A 17,173-nucleotide genomic window follows, 5' to 3' on the forward strand; every position below is an offset into this window, starting at 1 on the left:
GAGCGCAGCCTTGGATTTGAACTAGTCGATCTTACCGACAGGTTGAGTTGTTCGGAATGACCGAACATGTGATACTCATGCTAGATTTTACCATTTAATATAAAGGATTTTTATGCAACCGAACGATAAGAACCCATTCAAACAAAAGTCATTTAAATTCATTCTTGCCGGTGTGATATTACTTTTTATGGCTGGTATTAGATTTATTCAATATGATGATTTTTTACTGGGTACTATCGAAAGCTTATTGGCTATTGGGCTTGTTCTCTTTGGACTTAAATTGAAAAAAGGCGAAAATAAAAAGTAGACTACTAGATTCCCTCAATTCGGGGGAGTTAGAAATGAAAAAGCCCCACTTGATTAGTGAGGCTTTATTTGCTTTTCGGTTTTACCACTGGAGCATAACACAAAATATACACCTAAATTTCTCAAAATCAATTTAATTTAGAGAATATTTATATTTAGTGATGTGTTTCGCAATTTTCTTTGCTAATTTCTCGCTTGATGGCGTAATACATTTCCTCTTCCAGTAATTCCTCCGACCATGTGGCGCGCTTCCTCGCCCATTGAACATCACAGCCAGTCAGTTTTGATAATTCACGGGCAATCTTTTGCGGGTATTTGCATTCACAATATCGTTTAATGGCGACATCCCGAACAGGATTGCCCAGTTTAAATGTCTTGTTCAGTACCTTTTCAACGAAAGCGGCATCATCTGATTCTTTGGCGAGAGCGATGATGTCGCTTAGTGTTTGCTTGGGATTCAGTATTTCATGGGACTTCTGGAACAACTCTTCACCTTCGTAGCCTATCGGCGCAGACCAAACAGCATATTGCTGTGAACAGTGCTACACCGATTCTCAATAATTACCCTATCACTACGCTGCTCTGCGGCGGGAGGATTTATTTTGCATATCGAAACATCAAATGTCGTGAAATTGCAAATCACAGATGTACCCAGACACGACCCTATTCACGTCTATCTGGATGATTACGGGGATAGCTCCGGGCGAATAACTATCTCTGAATATGGCGAATCATGGACAGCGTTCTGGGGAGCTATGGGCGGCTCACTATCTGATTTTATTATTAGGACTAACAACGAATATCTCATTGGATATTTAGCACCTAAATTTGGTGACCGCAGCGTCAAATATAAACAGATGGACTCTCGTTTAAATGCCGTGAAAGAAGCATTAAGGAGATTGCATGTACACCCCAGAGAACCCCAACCCCAGAGCAATACAACGAGTCAATGACCCTCTCACCATTCCGACCCACTGTCACTACTGCTGCGGCCACGTGGTAACCGCTCATCACATCAATGTATTTGGCCGCGTTCTGGGTAAATGGCCGTGGCTATACCTCTGTACCTCATGCGGTGCCCGTGTCGGTATGCATCCGGGCACTGATATTCCGTTGGGTACACTGGCAGATAAATCGACACGGAGAGCACGAGAGATCAGCAAACTAACATTTGAACGGATGCGGGAATATCGGGAACTGGAGCGCACGGATGCGTACAGATGGTTAGCAAGAAAATTAGGCATCAGTTTCAGACGCTGCCACTTCGGCTGGTTTGATGCTGATATGTGTGAGAGAGCTAAGAATGTTTGTATGAGGTTTAAATGAGAAACGATTATTCAGTAGTGGGTCACTATAATTTAAATGACCCAAGTGTTTTATTGTATTGAACAATCTGTATTTTCTAAGGATGTCCACCTATCTGGATAACATTGACTATTTCATTACCTCTATCTAAGGTAAATGAAACCCTGTGATGGTTATTAAGTCTGATAGTGTATTGCTCTACACCGCTTGGTGTACCCCGCAACAACTCATAATCAGCACCACCAATGGAATCTGCGGCCTCTTCCGGGTTAAAACCATCTGCCATAGCTTTCACCCAACGGTCATAACGATCTAAAAGATATGTCTCTACTTTTGTCTTTTTCATAGCTTTAGCGTCGTTAACTCCCCACACCATATATCACCTCTACTTTTTAGATGGTTAGCTTCTAAATATTAACCCTGATGTGCTTTTTCAAAACTATCAATTTTTATACACATTAATTGCATGAATATTAAATAGGAGAGTCAAAATGAACAATGATGTAATCGAGTTGGCGCGGGAAATAAAACGTCGTAGTGAATTGGTGTTACAGGCCGAACGTGAAAATAACAGTGAATTCTATAAACATTGGAATTCTCTCGACCGAATGATGTCACCACGAAATTTAATTAAACTCTGTGATGCTGTGGAAACACTCGCTGAATATGAAAATATGGAGCCTGTGGCGTGGATAATGGAAGATAAAGTGGACAGCCGCATTATTTCGGATATTGAGAAAAAATATTTATCTAACACCGAGGCATTTAATATTCCCCTCTATCGCCACCCCAGCAAAGAATTATCAGCATTCACAGCGGAAATAGAATTAACAGATTTCACCAAGAACTGGGATGGTAAAGCTATAGCATATGGCCGGGTATTTAATGATAGTCGTAAACGATTTGAGGATGGAGTTGAAATAATAACATCTCTGGTAATTAATGCTGATACCTACCGAAACGACGGTTATATAAAAACCCAAAACTCCATTTATAAAATTAGAGAGTAAAAAATGATAAACATCGATAACGCACAAAATGAATTGGGATTACTCGGTCATATCGACGACGGACGCGAGTGGACAGATTGGTTACTGAAGAAGGCGGATGAAAGCAAGAAAACTCTAGGGATCCCTTGGGTACGCGTTCAGGAAAGAATGCCTGTTGGTGGGGATGATGGTCACTCTCCTTTGTGCCTTGTTTATGTTTCCTTGGGTTCGGTTTCCCGTGCGGGTTATGACTGGCGGGATGCCAGCGACAAAGAATGGGTGGCGCACGAAAACGATGAAGTCACGCACTGGTGCTATATGGATGATATCCCCGCGCCAACGAAAGGAGGGGTATGATGGCAGAGTCACCCTATATCAAAACAAATGAACTGGCAGACCGATATAGTGTAAAACCACATACTGTAAGACTATGGTGTGGTAATGGGAAGCAAAGACGGGAAGGCTTCCCAAAACCCAAGTTTAAATCTGACCAGCTTAATTTTTTACGTCGGGATATTCTTGACTGGGAGGACGGGAAACAATTTTAGTCAACTTCACCCACCAGCGTTCATATGCCTCTCTCTGCTCATTCAGGTAGGTGTGCTTATCGTACACCTGCCATACTCCCGGCAATTTGTGTCCTAGCATAATTTCAGCTACATGAGGAGCCGTTAACTCAGACACACCAGTACGCATAGTTTTTCGCAAATCATGGATTGACCACGAGGTATAAGAATCGTCAAAATACTTCGACATTTTTTTATTCAGTGAATTAATTATTTGAAGATGCGATCCCTCCGCGAATGGCTTGCCACTAGATACTACAAATAGATACTCACTTCTACGACTTAGCTTCTTAGCCTGTCCAATTAATTCCCTAGCCTCCAAAATAATTGGTCTGATAATGGGCTTTTGAGATTTAATACCCGTTTTATGGTTTTTAGGAGGAACAATCCAGATATTTTTCTCATAGTCAAAATCAGTAACTTTAGCTTTCAACAACTCACCAATACGACACCCAAACAAAAGGCATAATTTTATTATTAATGCATTACGAGGATCATAGTCAGGAGAATTAATGATGCTAAAGAGAACGATCAATTTCTCTTCACTCAATGTGCTATCATCTTTGTTAGTCTTTTTTCTTCCCAAATCACTGGCCAATACGTCAGATAGAGGAGTGATTTTGGTCATTCCTCGCCGCACAGCCCACCGATGCGCATTCTTGGAGTTATTCAATATCCGAACGCCAATTGATGGATACTGTTTAGCAACGTCTTCAATTAAAGTTAGCCAGATATGGAGAGTTACTTCATCATGGGGTAACCCCCCAATTCTGGGAAAAACATATAATTCGAACGAGCGTAAAATTTCATCCGCTTTCACTAGCACTCCTTTCATTGCCGTACCCCACCAATCTCGGATAAGCCTTTCCACTGTTACGGCCTTCAAGGCGGATTCACGAAGAGTACGTTTAACTATTTTAGGGTTACGGTGCTGTTCTAGTTCTCCACGGTAGGAAATTACAGCATCACGGGCATCTTTTAGGCTGGTCGCTGGGTAGGTTCCGATGTCAATTCGATCCCCTTTACCATTCCAGCGATATCTAAATTGGAATATAACTTTTCCTTTCGGGGTAACACGAACAGACAAACCATCCCTGTCAGATTTGGTAATCATTTTTTCTTGGGATTTTCCGCTGGTGGAGCGCAGCCATGAATCAGTAATCGCCATATCACTTTCCTCAAAAAACAATACAGCGTTTAATGTAGTTCATGTACACCAATATGTACATATTCATCATGACGCAAGATGACGCCTCCTGATTACCCGTGACTAACCCTGACAGAAATATATTAAATTATCATTTAAATTCAACATATTATATATTACTGATGACTATTAACATCTGTTAATGACGAAAGGTGATTAAATAAACTCATTAACTATGACAATTAATTTTACTTAATGGTTTGTTGAAAATCACAAGGTTAGAATTTTTTGCTGAATATGCATAAGAAAAAAGTCATTTTTGCCGACTAGACCTCACTTTTGATAATTTCTTTGATAGAAAAAGGATGAAACTTGATAGTGATTTCACCATTTTTCACCGCTAACGTTGGGTTGGGTAACCTTTCATCTTTTCCTTTGTGATAGCTCTCTTTTGTACGAAAATCGTCAGGCAGCGGGTAAGGCAGTAGCTTATAAGCTTCGTGTATAAGTTGCTCTGGTTGCACTGGCAGAACGAGTTCGACATGCTCCCAACCTTGGTGAACATAAAGTTTTTCAGTCGGATAAGGCAACTCCACACAATCAATTTGCCAATCAAGTAAGGTAATTGGCTGTTCCAACTCAAACAAATAAATCGGGCGACCATTAATGATACTTTCAGACATCAATTGACCACATTGTAGAAAACCTTGACGCCAGCGATCCGCAATTGAAGTCTCATTGCAACGCAGGGAAATATGATCCGCCGGATATTGTGTAATATGTAAGCCAAGATACCCGCCAAATAGCTTTAATTTTTGTTCAAACTCCCCTAAATCAGCGGCTAAATCCTGTAATTCAGAAATTGTTGAAAAGTATGTCATCTCATCCCCATCAAAAAACCGTCAAAATTGTTTCCCGCTCGTGTGGCATAACACTATTGATCTCAATCGGAATGGCGAAGAATCGTCTGAAAGACAAGCTGAAAACAAAAAGTAATACCACCTGCGGTGGCCGATGGTAGCATGCAGGATGCTGAATATGATATAAAACCCGTTATTTTCTCATAATCCACACGTTTGAAAGTATTTGCATAGTTCAGATGCAGAGACCTTCGTGCGTAACTTAAGGTAACTCGGTGAATATTCAGGCTATTCTTTCAGAAAAAATCAGCAATGCGCTGATTGCAGCTGGTGCTCCAACTGACAGTGAAGCTCACGTCCGTCAATCTGCAAAAGCCCAGTTTGGTGACTACCAAGCGAATGGTGTCATGGCGGCAGCTAAAAAAGTGGGCATGCCACCCCGACAATTGGCAGAAAAAGTCGTCAGTTTGCTGGATCTGCAAGGAATTGCCAGCAAAATCGAAATCGCAGGGCCGGGTTTTATCAATATTTTTCTGGATAAAGCGTGGATTGCTGCCAATATCGAAACTGCACTGAAAGACGAAAAACTGGGTGTCTCTCCAGTCGAACCGCAGACTATCGTTGTCGACTATTCCGCACCGAACGTTGCAAAACAGATGCACATTGGTCATATTCGCTCCACGATCATTGGCGATGCCGCAGCACGTACTCTGGAATTTCTGGGGCACAAAGTCATCCGAGCCAACCATCTTGGTGACTGGGGAACCCAATTCGGAATGCTGATCGCCTATCTGGAAAAAGTCCAGAATGAAAATGCCAGTGAAATGGCTCTGGCAGATTTAGAAGCTTTCTACCGTGAAGCGAAGAAAACTTACGACGAAGATGAAGACTTTGCCGTTCGCGCCCGTAATTACGTAGTCAAACTGCAAGGTGGTGATGAATATTGCCGTGCCATGTGGCGCAAACTGGTTGATATCACCATGACACAGAATCAGGAAACCTATAATCGCCTGAATGTGACTTTGACAGAAAAAGATGTCATGGGTGAAAGCCTGTATAACAATATGCTGCCAGGTATTGTTGCGGATTTGAAACAGCAAGGGCTTGCCGTTGAGAGCGAGGGCGCTATCGTGGTTTACCTTAATGAGTTCAAGAACAAAGAAGGCGAACCAATGGGGGTTATCATTCAGAAAAAAGATGGTGGCTACCTTTACACCACGACAGATATCGCCTGTGCCAAATACCGTCATGAAGTCCTGCATGCCAACCGTGTTCTTTACTACATCGATTCACGCCAACATCAACACCTGATGCAAGCCTGGACGATTGTACGCAAAGCGGGTTATATTCCTGAATCTATGCTACTCGAACACCATATGTTCGGCATGATGTTGGGTAAAGATGGCAAGCCATTTAAAACCCGTGCAGGTGGTACCGTAAGACTGTCTGACTTGTTGGACGAAGCGATTGAGCGCGCGGATGCCCTGATCCGTGGGAAAAACCCGGATATGCCAGAAGACGAACTGAAAAAAGTCGTCGAAGCCGTTGGTATCGGTGCGGTGAAATATGCCGATCTCTCCAAGAGCCGCACCACCGACTATGTATTTGACTGGGATAACATGCTCGCCTTTGAAGGTAATACCGCACCTTATATGCAGTATGCCTATACCCGCGTAAATTCTATCTTCAGACGTGCAGAGATCGATGAAAGCAGCCTGACACAGCCAGTCATTCTGAACGAAGAACGTGAACAAGCACTGGCGACTCGCTTGCTGCAATTCGAAGAAACCATCACGACCGTTGCCCGCGAAGGTACACCTCACGTAATGTGCGCTTATCTGTATGATCTGGCTGGTCTGTTCTCTGGTTTCTACGAACATTGCCCAATCCTGAATGCAGAAAGCGAAGAACTGCGCCAAAGCCGTTTAAAATTGGCTCTTCTGACGGCAAAAACCTTGAAGCAAGGTCTTGATACTTTGGGGATTCAGACTGTAGAACGGATGTAATCATCTTTCCTAAAACTGGCATGATCAAATCATGCCAGTTTTTCCTCTTTCCTACCCTACCAACCAACAGCAGAGCATATAAACAGTAGATAGAATAAGTACAACAATGAAACATTTATGAATAATGTTCCAACGCCAAGATATGATTCGCAGACCTAATCCTGACAAACACTTTAATGAACCAGAAAAGTTAGGAGAGTTTGAACGCAATTCGCAGATCTAATCATAACAACTAATTTAATAAGTCAGAACGAGAAGGAAAATAAGAATATTTTAGATTCTTGCTTAAACAGCACCCACACCTTAAAAAACATAAGTAACGATACCGCTCAATTATTTATTGAGCGGTTCATTTAATAAAGTAGTTACTTCAATCCCCGATGAGCAAAATCCTTCAATCGGAACCCCATTAAAGCCAGTGCCACAAAATAGCTCCCCGCACCAGCAATCACAACACCCATCAACCGTAGCATACGCACTGCCATATTACCCTGTTCCCAAGCGGGCATGACCCACAATATTGTCAGTAATACTCCAACCATCACCATGATTGCTACGATCAATTTCAGCAGAAATACGCCCCACCCTGCCAATGGCTTGAAGATCTCACGCTTACGCAGTTGCCAATAAAGCATGCTGGCATTAAAGCAAGCAGCCAAACCGATAGAAAGCGCTAAACCCGCGTGTTTTAATGAGCCAATAAAAATAAGGTTCATTAACTGAGTCAAAATCAAGGTTGCAATCGCAATCTTGACCGGTGTTTTAATATCCTGACGAGAGTAAAAACCAGGAGCGAGGACTTTAACGACAATTAATCCCATTAGCCCAAAACAGTAGGCAATTAATGCCCGTTGAGTCATGTCTGCATCAAAAGCAGAGAAATTGCCGTATTGAAAGAGTGACACCGTCAATGGTTTCGCCAGAATACCCAGCGCCACAGCACAAGGCAAAGCCAACAGGAAGCAGAGACGCAGCCCCCAATCCATTAATTTCCGATATTCTTCATGATTTCCACTGGAAAAACTCTTCGCTAATGAAGGCAACAGAATTGTGCCTAATCCCACACCCAACACTCCAGAGGGTAATTCCATTAAACGATCGGCGTAATACATCCACGAAACCGAACCAGAAACCAGAAACGAGGCAAAAATAGTGTTGATGATCAATGAAATCTGACTGACAGAAACCCCAAAAATCGCCGGCCCCATCTGACGAATAACGCGCCATACTCCACTGTCACGGAAAGAAATCCGTGGCAATACCAGCATTCCTACTTTTTTCAGGTGGGGAAGCTGGTAGGCCAATTGCAAAATACCGCCAGCAATAACCGCCCAACCCAATGCCATTACGGGGGGATTACAGTAAGGTGCCACGAACAGTGAAAAGACAATCATACTGACATTAAGCAGCGTTGGCGCAAAGGCTGGCACAGAAAATCGGTTCCATGTATTTAGGATCGCACCCGCCAACGAAGCCAAAGATATCAAAAAGATGTAGGGAAACGTAATCCTGAGCAGATCACGGGTTAAAGCAAATTTATCCGGTGTATCCGCAAAACCCGGCGCAGTCACATAAATGATCCAAGGGGCAGCAACCACACCTATCACCGTAACTATCGCCAAAATCAGCGTCAACATCCCTGAGACATACGCAATAAAGGTGCGTGTCGCCTCATCACCCTGCTGATCTTTGTATTCAGCAAGAATGGGAACAAACGCTTGCGAAAAAGCGCCTTCAGCAAAAATACGGCGTAGCAAGTTAGGGAGTTTGAAGGCAACAAAAAAAGCATCCGTCGCCACGCCAGCACCAAATATACGGGCAATGATGGCATCACGAATAAAGCCCAGGACGCGGGAAAACATCGTCATTGAGCTGACCGCTGCCAGTGATTTGAGTAAATTCATCGTATTATTCTAAAAATTGATTTTTATGAAATGAACATAAAAGGTGTAAAGCTATCCATCAAAATGTCATAAAAATGGCAGATAAAACATTCCGGTGAGATAGCGCCATGTTTCAAGTCTAACAGACAAAAATCATGTCTACATTGGTTATATACACTATAGACTCATAAACCAACCTTGCCCCACATACCATCAGTCAGCGATGTCAGCACATGATCTTGCCAGATGCCATCGATCATTAAGTAATTCTTGGCATAACCTTCCTGTTCAAAACCCAGCTTCTGGAGTAAATTCCCGCTGCGATGATTATGTGGCATATAGTTGGCCATAATGCGATGCATTTTCTGGTGGCGCTGCATATAACGAATCACCAATTGTAACGCTTCATACATTACCCCTTGTCCCTGCCATTTTTCGCCTAAAGAATAACCAAGATAACAGGAATGAAATGCCCCACGCACAACATTTGTAAAATTAGCCACGCCCATGACTTCATATTCATCAGGAGCTAATAACAAAAAATTAAATGCAGCCCCCTGCCGTTGTAATTCGGCAATATAATTCAATCTATTTGTCCATCCAGAAGGTTGATAAAAACTACCATCCCTTGTCGGTTCCCATGGCTTAAGGAAATCTTTATTTTCTGCATAATATTCAGCCAACTTATAGGCATCACGCTCATACACCAGACGAACGACCATCCTATCCGTAATAAAGCGAATCTTAGGCAATGTAGAACGATAACCAAACATGCCGTCTCCTGATATTTACTTTGAAAAAATTTTCAATAATTTAGCTTTTATAAAAATTTTTTCCACCATCTCACGATAAAAAAATATCATCTATATACCCCCTACCTTAAGGATCAAATTAAGTCCAAAATAACAAAAAACCACATTTATTTTTTCATATTCCAATGGTGCAAAATGTCATTAGTTTCACAAGCACGTAGCTTGGGTAAATATTTTCTTTTATTTGATAATCTGATCGTTGTTTTAGGATTTTTCGTTGTTTTTCCCTTAATTTCAATTCATTTCGTCGAACAACTTGGCTGGGCAGCCGTTGTCGTTGGTTTTGCACTGGGCCTACGTCAGCTTGTGCAGCAAGGGCTAGGCATTTTTGGCGGTGCTATTGCAGATAGGTTCGGTGCCAAGCCAATGATTGTCATAGGTATGTTACTGCGTGCGATAGGCTTCGCCCTGATGGCAATGGCTTCTGAACCTTGGATATTGCTCCTTTCCTGTGTTCTATCCGGATTAGGTGGAACATTGTTCGATCCCCCAAGAGCTGCATTGATCATTAAATTAACCCGTCCCCATGAACGTGGGCGCTTTTATTCACTTTTATTGATGCAAGACAGTGCTGGTGCTGTGGTGGGCGCATTAATAGGAAGTTGGTTGCTGCAATATAATTTCAATATTGTCTGCTGGATTGGTGCCATTATTTTCGTATTGGCCGCCTTATTTAATGCATGGTTTTTACCTGCATACCGCATCTCAACAATTCGAACGCCTATCAAGGAAGGTATAAGTCGTGTGATTAAAGATCGTCGGTTCTTTTACTACGTACTGACATTGACTGGTTATTTTGTCCTATCAGTACAAGTCATGTTGATGTTTCCGATCATTATCCATGAAATTTCCGGTACGCATACTGCCGTTAAATGGATGTATGCCATTGAAGCCATGATTTCCTTGACTCTGCTTTATCCTATTGCGCGCTGGAGTGAGAAACATTTTCGGCAGGAACAACGCTTAATGGCAGGTCTGTTTTTAATGAGTCTCTGCATGTTCCCGATCGGTTGGGTCAGTCAATTGCATCTCCTATTTGGCCTTATTTGTCTGTTCTACCTAGGAGTGGTGACGGCGGAACCCGCACGTGAAACATTAAGTGCTTCACTGACTGATCCACGGGCACGTGGTAGTTACATGGGATTCAGTCGTCTGGGACTGGCATTGGGTGGTGTATTGGGCTATACCGGCGGGGGGTGGCTTTATGATACAGGCCATGCTTTGAATATACCGCAATTACCGTGGATTTTGCTGGGATTGGTGGGTTTAGTGACTATTTATGCCCTTCATCGCCAATTCAATCAAAAGGAGATTGAACCTATCATGATTAGTAGACATTAATGATGCAATGAATGGTGTAAAATCTGCCTGTTAAAAATAAAAGGAGATAATATGAGACGATTTTTCTTAGGGGCAGCATTGATACTGGTAGGATTAGTCAGTGGTTGTGATCAATTTAAAGAAGTCAGTATCAACGAAGGCTTGCTCAATGATTATTTATTAAAACGAGTCCATTATCAGAAGCAAATCAGCCTTCCAGCTGCTACCACAGCCAATATCACACTGGGTGATTTAACCAGCCAGATAGGTCGTAAAGATCCAGAAAAAATTGAACTGTCAACTCAGGCAAAAGTTCGATTGGCGACCTTATTGGGAACGATACAAGCTGATATGAAACTCACCATTCGAGCTAAACCGATATTTGATGCAGAAAAAGGTGCCATTTTCATTAAAGGGCTGGAAATCGTAGACTACCAGACAACACCAGAAAAAGTCGCTGCCCCGATTAAGGTGCTGATTCCTTACCTAAATACTTCTTTAAGTGAGTTTTTTGATACTCATCCGGTTTATGTTTTGAATCCAGAAAAAAGCAAAGCTGAAGCTGCCGCCTCAAAATTAGCCAAAGGATTGGAAATTAAACCCGGAAAATTGGTTATTGGTTTGACTGATAAATAATTTTTATTATCAATAAAATAATAAGGGCAAGTTATCAATTAATGATTTGCCCTTATTTCATCTATATATTTACCGATAGGCGAGTTTATTTAAAGTGCACACTCGTTCGATAATGTGACATTGTCACTCAGATTCCAGCTCTTCACGCAACGCTTGCAATGCTTCGCGAGTAAGAATCGCCAAAGTTCGATAGAAACCGCTAGTTGCATGGGCTTCAACTTTACCGAGAAATTGCCCACACCAAGGCAATAAATACTCATCAAATAACGTGATTTGAGCTTGAACTTCGTCTTCTGCCGCCTGATCTTCCAACCATGACGCAGACAACAATAAAAAGCCGAATTGATCAGCAGGAGTTTCAGATAAGGGCATACCCCGCTCCGCTAAAAACTGGCGCATTTCATTTTCTTCTTTATCCGTATAATCAGAGCGACAAACCGCAACCCTGGCCGATTCTCCGGTAAAAAGGGAGTGATAATCGGCTTCAATAACCGACAATTCACTATTTTGCTGTAATCGTTCCAACAGCTCATCCTGCTCCAGAGGCCACGCTTGTTTCAATTTTCCCTCAGCAATCATGGTGATCAAAGGTTGCAGAACAGGATCTTGTGGTGCGCGGTTAAACAACGTTCCCAGAATGCGGCAAACAATAGAAAATTCGTTCATGATTTCATCCAATCCAATAACTTACCTAAATAACGAATCCTGTTATTGTCCCTAATCATCTGCCTTGCTGTAAAGCAGCTTGTTAATAACCACGAGCCATATCAACAAGACCAGAAGGGAGTTCGCCATTTTCCATCCGTCGGATATTTTCACAAATAGCATCCATTGCCCCATCAGGAATGGTATTTGCAGCAATATGCGGTGTGATATTAATGCGTGGATGAGTCCAGAAAGGGTGAAGATTTGATAACGGTTCCTCAACAAATACATCAAGGGTCGCACCGGCGATATAGCCTTTATCAATGGCAATCAATAAATCCTGTTCGACGAGTTGAGCACCTCGTGCCACATTGATCACATATGCACCGGACTTTAACTGACTGAATAATGAAAGATTGAGAATGCCTCGAGTTTCTGGCGTATCTGGCAGAATATTAATCAGTACCTTGCTTTCAGAAAGAAAATCGCCCAGTTGTTCTTTTCCGTAAAAACTTTCAACACTATCAATTTGTTTTGGCGTTCGGCTCCAGCAACGCACATTGAAATCAAACTCCCTCAATTTTTCGATAACGCTACGTCCTAAAACTCCAGCGCCTAAGACACCGATAACAAACTCCTTTCGGCTATGGGGAGCCACGGGCTTCCAAAGGCGCTGTTCTTGGCATTGCTGATATTCATCCATACGACGGAAATAGTGTAAAACTGAGGCAATGGTATATTCCTGCATCTGCCGCGCCATTCCTGTATCTTCAAGACGTATCAGTGGCACACCAGCAGGTAACGTACCCGGTTTTTTCAATTCTTGTTTGAGGATGGCATCCACTCCGGCACCAAGTGCAAATATGCCTTTTATTCCCGAACGATTAGCTAACATTTCATAGGGAGGTAACCAAACTAGAGCGTAATCAGCGGGAGCATTATCACCACGAACCCATTGCCGAACTTTAGCTTTAGGTAATCTGGCCGGTATTCCCTGAATCCATTCATCAGCATTAAAAGAAGGGTGGAAGAAAATGATGTTCATAAAATCTCATTCCTTTTTGTTTTTCTGATAGGGTCAACCTATTGTTGGAAGGTTGCAAGTCTCTGATGGAAAGGTGGGAATGAAAATATTAATAATGTTATCTGGTTAACATATTTTTCATAATGCGCTGCAAAAAGAGAGTTTTCACTTTCGTAATTGGTTGTCAAGCACACAATTTGTTTTTTATTTGTCTAATCAGTCAACAAGCCTGAAAAAAATCGGCATAAGCCTGTTGACGCCTGCCCCGCTTTTCCCTATAGTAGCGCCCCGTTGCAGTGATGAAATCAAGCTAAATCACTGTGACAGGAAAATATGGTGAGGTGTCCGAGAGGCTGAAGGAGCACGCCTGGAAAGTGTGTATACGTGAGAACGTATCGAGGGTTCGAACCCCTCCCTCACCGCCATATTCTATGAAAAAGCCTGAACAAAACGCTCAGGCTTTTTTAGTGCCTAACCATTTAACCGAAAATAGTTAGGCACATTGCAGAAAATATTCTTACGGAATACTGCGAAAACAAAATTCGGTGAGGTGTCCGAGAGGCTGAAGGAGCACGCCTGGAAAGTGTGTATACGTGAAAACGTATCGAGGGTTCGAACCCCTCTCTCACCGCCATATAAAAGAAAGCCTGAACATCAGTTCAGGCTTTTTTGCATTTATACTTTCAGCATAATTTTTCCAATATGCGCACTGCTTTCCATCAAAGCATGAGCTTCTGACGCCTGATTTAGTGGAAATGTTTTAAAAATCTGTGGCTTAATCAACCCCTGCTCTAATAATGGCCAAACTTTTTCACGTAAATCACTAGCAATACAGGCCTTATCCTCAACGCTACGGGAACGCAATGTAGATCCCGTGATAGTTAGGCATTTTTTCAACAATGGCATCAAGTTAAGTTCCGTCGCTTTACCATTCTGCACACCAATTTGGACAATCCGGCCTTCTATGGCTGCGGCCTGAAAATTTTTTGCTACATAGTCTCCAGCAATCAGATCGACAATCACATCTGCACCATGCCCATTGGTCGCCTGAAGAGTTTTCTCTATAAAATCTTCGGTTCTATAGTTAATAGAAAAATTAGCGCCTAATGCCAGACTGGCTCGCCGTTTCTCCTCTGAACCTACTGTGGTAATCACATAAGCATTAAATGATTTTGCCAGTAAGGTAGCGACAGTGCCAATACCAGAAGTGCCACCATGAATTAAAACCGTCTCACCCGCTTTCAACTTGCCACGCTGGAATAAATTCACCCATACCGTAAAAAATGTTTCCGGCAATGCCGCAGCTTCCAGCAAACTATAACCTTTGGGAACAGGTAACGCGTTGCTTTCATGTACCTTACAATATTCAGCGTACCCTCCTCCTGCAACTAACGCACATACCTGATCACCAACAGCATAGCGTTTTACATTTGGGCCAAGGGCAACAACCGTACCTGAAACTTCCAAACCAGGAATATCAGAAGCCCCCAAAGGCGGGGGATAGTGTCCGCGTCGCTGTAATACATCGGGTCTATTGACACCTGCGGCAACCACTTCAACCAATATTTCCCCTGTATCAAGTTTTGGGACAGGCATTCCTACTAAAGTCAAAACATCTGGTTCTCCTGAGTGGCTAATCTCGATAGCAGCCATCTCCTCAGGAAGTGAATATGCTGACATCTCTTTCTCCTCATAAATAATGTGAGCGATACCTGTAGATTACCAGTAAAAATCTGCATATTCCCAACCTATTAGATTCCAAAACAAACACACCTAGACGATATTTCGACCATCCAAATTTCACTAAGCACAAAATACAAATAAAAATCGGAATAATGGACGACATTAACGAGCATACTGTAACTTTTGATATACCAGCACCAGTAGCAAAGTGATGCAGAATTCCCCGATAATCAACGTGAGACTTGTGATTCCCGAATATATTGAAAAGCTTAACGTGCTTGATTTTTCATTTACTGTTGCAGCCGCGTTAATAGCACCCTTTTCTGACAAATCCATTGAAAAAATTGAGCCAATCAACCCGCCCTATACCAAGAACTATGGTTTTGATAATAATGATATTTGGTCTTATTTAATGGCTAAAAATCAGGCATTATTGATTGCAGAATCTATAGACAGAGAATCCATCGGCTACCTCGCTATTTCTGAACACTGGAATAATTTGGCAAGTATTGATGATATCGCTGTCGATATTGACCATCGCGGTTCCGGAGTGGCTAAATCATTAATGGATGCAGCCGTTAAATGGGCGGTAGATTTAAAACTGGCAGGTATCCGGCTAGAAACTCAATCTAATAATGTCACAGCTTGCCGTTTTTATGCTCGTTATGGATTTAAACTAGAGGGATATGATCGCTACTTATATTCTGCTCTGAACTTCCAAAATAATGAGATAGTATTATTCTGGTACTTAATCTTTGCAGATACCTAAAAAATATTCCCATAGTGGAAATTGTCTAAAATCCCGACAAACACAGATTGCAACGAGGGCAATAAAATGAATTTTTGATATATCATCATCTACCTTAACTCAGTGAATAAAACAATCGAGTTATGTCCCCCTGTAGAAGGATAAAATAAAAATAAATATATGGTAAAAACATGCCAAATAATCTATTGAACATAATGAAAGAAAAAAATAATTATGTTATCATCGATCAATAACTTGCCTTAAATGATAAAAATAAATTACATAAAATTTACCAATACGAAATAAATCGCATTTATATCTATTTCCAGGATCATGATATGAATCAATACAATTTAGTGAGTAACTATCGGCAAAATAAACTACTGAGAGAGAGTTTTAATCGACTAGTAATGAGCGCATTAGATGGTGATTTCAGCGAATGGTATAACAAAGGCTATTGGGACGATAATTATATTGCCCACTCTCTTATCCATCAGGACACAGTGGTTGCAAATGTTTCTGTCAGTAAAATGCCGGTAATTATTAATAATGAAAACTATACCGGATTGCAAATAAGTACCGTTATGACTGATGAGGATTATCGCCATCAAGGCCTGGCCAGACGATTATTAAATCATGTCATTAATAAATATGAACAAGAATGTGATTTTATGTATTTATTTGCAAATAAATCTGCGCTTGATTTTTACCCTAAATTTGGTTTTCAACACTTTGATGAAAGCGACTTTATATTGAATATTTCTAATAGCCCCATCCAACCAAGTGATAATATAAAAATAAAAAAATTCGATATATCTAATACCGGACATCTAACATTACTCGATAAATTTTCCTCAACTAGTTTACCCAATTCAACAACCTTAGGAATCGGAACACATAATAGTATAATGATGTTTAATTTTATTTTAGTATTTAACGAGTCAATCTATTATATTAGCGATTTGGATGTCATTATTCTTATGGAAGAACATGAAAATATGCTACAAATTTACGATATTATATCATCTACTACTTATGATATTAATATCGTCTTATCCTCAGTAATAAACCATAAATTTAATAAAATACAGTTCTACTTCACTCCAGATTTTCACCTGGATGGAATGTCAAAGAAAACATCACCATTTGATGATGATGCGTTTTTTATTCGATCGAGTAAGAATATGGTTAATAGTAATTTTATCTTTCCATTAACATCTCATTTTTAACTTATAGCATAGGA

The 17,173-nt window shown here is 41.3% G+C and carries 18 protein-coding genes and 2 tRNA genes; 11 read left to right on the plus strand and 9 right to left on the minus strand.

The annotated features are described in order from the left end of the window. The first annotated feature begins 112 nt into the window (after positions 1-112). Positions 113-307, plus strand: coding sequence for a hypothetical protein (locus tag H8A87_RS05665; RefSeq protein WP_198689022.1), 195 nt, complete (start codon positions 113-115; stop codon positions 305-307). Positions 308-461: 154 nt separating this feature from the next. On the opposite strand, the gene H8A87_RS05670 is transcribed toward H8A87_RS05665, so the two are convergent. Then, positions 462-791, minus strand: coding sequence for a hypothetical protein (locus H8A87_RS05670; protein WP_198689023.1), 330 nt, complete (start codon positions 789-791; stop codon positions 462-464). Positions 792-1,209: 418 nt separating this feature from the next. Between H8A87_RS05670 and H8A87_RS05680 the strand changes: the two genes are divergently transcribed. Further along, positions 1,210-1,632, plus strand: a complete 423-nt coding sequence (locus H8A87_RS05680; protein WP_198689025.1) for a zinc-finger-containing protein — start codon at positions 1,210-1,212, stop codon at positions 1,630-1,632. 76 nt (positions 1,633-1,708) lie between these two features. Here the strand turns inward: H8A87_RS05680 and H8A87_RS05685 are convergent, their stop codons facing one another. Next, the gene (locus H8A87_RS05685; protein ID WP_198689026.1) at positions 1,709-1,987 is read right to left on the minus strand and encodes a hypothetical protein; all 279 of its coding nucleotides are present in this window, start codon (positions 1,985-1,987) and stop codon (positions 1,709-1,711) included. A gap of 115 nt (positions 1,988-2,102) precedes the next feature. On the opposite strand from H8A87_RS05685, the gene H8A87_RS05690 reads away from it, so the two are divergent. Both H8A87_RS05690 and H8A87_RS05695 read left to right on the plus strand, forming a co-directional pair. Beyond that, on the plus strand, positions 2,103-2,621 hold the full coding sequence (locus H8A87_RS05690; RefSeq protein WP_198689027.1) for a hypothetical protein: 519 nt from the start codon (positions 2,103-2,105) through the stop codon (positions 2,619-2,621). 3 nt (positions 2,622-2,624) lie between these two features. Further along, positions 2,625-2,957 (plus strand): hypothetical protein, encoded by a 333-nt coding sequence (locus H8A87_RS05695; protein ID WP_198689028.1) that lies wholly within the window; start codon positions 2,625-2,627, stop codon positions 2,955-2,957. A 138-nt stretch (positions 2,958-3,095) separates the two neighbouring features. On the opposite strand, the gene H8A87_RS05700 is transcribed toward H8A87_RS05695, so the two are convergent. Together H8A87_RS05700 and H8A87_RS05705 are read right to left on the minus strand one after the other, a co-directional pair. Continuing rightward, positions 3,096-4,334 carry a tyrosine-type recombinase/integrase gene (locus tag H8A87_RS05700; RefSeq protein ID WP_198689029.1) on the minus strand — a complete coding sequence of 413 codons (1,239 nt, stop codon included), beginning with the start codon at positions 4,332-4,334 and terminating at the stop codon, positions 3,096-3,098. Between the two features lie 305 nt (positions 4,335-4,639). Further along, positions 4,640-5,194, minus strand: coding sequence for a VOC family protein (locus H8A87_RS05705; RefSeq protein WP_198689030.1), 555 nt, complete (start codon positions 5,192-5,194; stop codon positions 4,640-4,642). 254 nt (positions 5,195-5,448) lie between these two features. On the opposite strand from H8A87_RS05705, the gene argS reads away from it, so the two are divergent. After that, positions 5,449-7,179: an arginine--tRNA ligase gene (gene argS, locus H8A87_RS05710; RefSeq protein ID WP_198689031.1), complete on the plus strand. Its 1,731-nt coding sequence runs from the start codon at positions 5,449-5,451 to the stop codon at positions 7,177-7,179. A gap of 365 nt (positions 7,180-7,544) precedes the next feature. On the opposite strand, the gene murJ is transcribed toward argS, so the two are convergent. Both murJ and rimJ read right to left on the minus strand, forming a co-directional pair. Continuing rightward, positions 7,545-9,083, minus strand: coding sequence for a murein biosynthesis integral membrane protein MurJ (murJ, locus tag H8A87_RS05715; RefSeq protein WP_198689032.1), 1,539 nt, complete (start codon positions 9,081-9,083; stop codon positions 7,545-7,547). Between the two features lie 164 nt (positions 9,084-9,247). After that, on the minus strand, positions 9,248-9,835 hold the full coding sequence (gene rimJ, locus H8A87_RS05720; protein ID WP_198689033.1) for a ribosomal protein S5-alanine N-acetyltransferase: 588 nt from the start codon (positions 9,833-9,835) through the stop codon (positions 9,248-9,250). Positions 9,836-10,009: 174 nt separating this feature from the next. Here rimJ and mdtH point away from each other — a divergent pair, with 174 nt between their 5' ends. After that, on the plus strand, positions 10,010-11,215 hold the full coding sequence (mdtH, locus tag H8A87_RS05725) for a multidrug efflux MFS transporter MdtH (RefSeq protein WP_198689034.1): 1,206 nt from the start codon (positions 10,010-10,012) through the stop codon (positions 11,213-11,215). A 51-nt stretch (positions 11,216-11,266) separates the two neighbouring features. Further along, positions 11,267-11,830, plus strand: a complete 564-nt coding sequence (locus H8A87_RS05730; RefSeq protein WP_198689035.1) for a lipoprotein — start codon at positions 11,267-11,269, stop codon at positions 11,828-11,830. A 123-nt stretch (positions 11,831-11,953) separates the two neighbouring features. On the opposite strand, the gene H8A87_RS05735 is transcribed toward H8A87_RS05730, so the two are convergent. Further along, positions 11,954-12,496 carry a TorD/DmsD family molecular chaperone gene (locus H8A87_RS05735; protein ID WP_198689036.1) on the minus strand — a complete coding sequence of 181 codons (543 nt, stop codon included), beginning with the start codon at positions 12,494-12,496 and terminating at the stop codon, positions 11,954-11,956. Between the two features lie 82 nt (positions 12,497-12,578). Continuing rightward, entirely contained in the window at positions 12,579-13,520 is a 942-nt protein-coding gene (gene ghrA / locus H8A87_RS05740; RefSeq protein ID WP_198689037.1) for a glyoxylate/hydroxypyruvate reductase GhrA, read from the minus strand. 314 nt (positions 13,521-13,834) lie between these two features. On the opposite strand from ghrA, the gene H8A87_RS05745 reads away from it, so the two are divergent. Together H8A87_RS05745 and H8A87_RS05750 are read left to right on the plus strand one after the other, a co-directional pair. Then, a tRNA-Ser gene (locus H8A87_RS05745) sits at positions 13,835-13,924 on the plus strand. Positions 13,925-14,043: 119 nt separating this feature from the next. After that, positions 14,044-14,133: transfer RNA gene (locus H8A87_RS05750), tRNA-Ser, on the plus strand. 41 nt (positions 14,134-14,174) lie between these two features. Here the strand turns inward: H8A87_RS05750 and H8A87_RS05755 are convergent. Beyond that, complete coding sequence (locus H8A87_RS05755) at positions 14,175-15,179, minus strand: NAD(P)H-quinone oxidoreductase (protein ID WP_198689038.1); 1,005 nt, start codon at positions 15,177-15,179, stop codon at positions 14,175-14,177. Positions 15,180-15,426: 247 nt separating this feature from the next. Between H8A87_RS05755 and H8A87_RS05760 the strand changes: the two genes are divergently transcribed. Both H8A87_RS05760 and H8A87_RS05765 read left to right on the plus strand, forming a co-directional pair. Then, positions 15,427-15,951, plus strand: coding sequence for a GNAT family N-acetyltransferase (locus tag H8A87_RS05760; RefSeq protein ID WP_198689039.1), 525 nt, complete (start codon positions 15,427-15,429; stop codon positions 15,949-15,951). A 317-nt stretch (positions 15,952-16,268) separates the two neighbouring features. Further along, on the plus strand, positions 16,269-17,159 hold the full coding sequence (locus H8A87_RS05765; RefSeq protein WP_198689040.1) for a GNAT family N-acetyltransferase: 891 nt from the start codon (positions 16,269-16,271) through the stop codon (positions 17,157-17,159). The last annotated feature ends 14 nt before the right edge of the window (positions 17,160-17,173 follow it).

It is taken from the genome of Xenorhabdus lircayensis (assembly GCF_016306625.1).
Lineage (GTDB): Bacteria > Pseudomonadota > Gammaproteobacteria > Enterobacterales > Enterobacteriaceae > Xenorhabdus > Xenorhabdus lircayensis.

What these genes read in the sequence shown, in the direction of transcription:
- rimJ (WP_198689033.1), bottom strand. Translation starts at nt 9,835, where the DNA reads ATGTTTGGTTATCGTTCTACATTGCCTAAGATTCGCTTTATTACGGAT.
- H8A87_RS05705 (WP_198689030.1), bottom strand. Translation starts at nt 5,194, where the DNA reads ATGACATACTTTTCAACAATTTCTGAATTACAGGATTTAGCCGCTGAT.
- H8A87_RS05700 (WP_198689029.1), bottom strand. Translation starts at nt 4,334, where the DNA reads ATGGCGATTACTGATTCATGGCTGCGCTCCACCAGCGGAAAATCCCAA.
- H8A87_RS05735 (WP_198689036.1), bottom strand. Translation starts at nt 12,496, where the DNA reads ATGAACGAATTTTCTATTGTTTGCCGCATTCTGGGAACGTTGTTTAAC.
- ghrA (WP_198689037.1), bottom strand. Translation starts at nt 13,520, where the DNA reads ATGAACATCATTTTCTTCCACCCTTCTTTTAATGCTGATGAATGGATT.
- H8A87_RS05665 (WP_198689022.1), top strand. Translation starts at nt 113, where the DNA reads ATGCAACCGAACGATAAGAACCCATTCAAACAAAAGTCATTTAAATTC.
- H8A87_RS05755 (WP_198689038.1), bottom strand. Translation starts at nt 15,179, where the DNA reads ATGTCAGCATATTCACTTCCTGAGGAGATGGCTGCTATCGAGATTAGC.
- H8A87_RS05765 (WP_198689040.1), top strand. Translation starts at nt 16,269, where the DNA reads ATGAATCAATACAATTTAGTGAGTAACTATCGGCAAAATAAACTACTG.
- H8A87_RS05695 (WP_198689028.1), top strand. Translation starts at nt 2,625, where the DNA reads ATGATAAACATCGATAACGCACAAAATGAATTGGGATTACTCGGTCAT.
- H8A87_RS05685 (WP_198689026.1), bottom strand. Translation starts at nt 1,987, where the DNA reads ATGGTGTGGGGAGTTAACGACGCTAAAGCTATGAAAAAGACAAAAGTA.
- H8A87_RS05730 (WP_198689035.1), top strand. Translation starts at nt 11,267, where the DNA reads ATGAGACGATTTTTCTTAGGGGCAGCATTGATACTGGTAGGATTAGTC.
- H8A87_RS05680 (WP_198689025.1), top strand. Translation starts at nt 1,210, where the DNA reads ATGTACACCCCAGAGAACCCCAACCCCAGAGCAATACAACGAGTCAAT.
- murJ (WP_198689032.1), bottom strand. Translation starts at nt 9,083, where the DNA reads ATGAATTTACTCAAATCACTGGCAGCGGTCAGCTCAATGACGATGTTT.
- mdtH (WP_198689034.1), top strand. Translation starts at nt 10,010, where the DNA reads ATGTCATTAGTTTCACAAGCACGTAGCTTGGGTAAATATTTTCTTTTA.
- H8A87_RS05690 (WP_198689027.1), top strand. Translation starts at nt 2,103, where the DNA reads ATGAACAATGATGTAATCGAGTTGGCGCGGGAAATAAAACGTCGTAGT.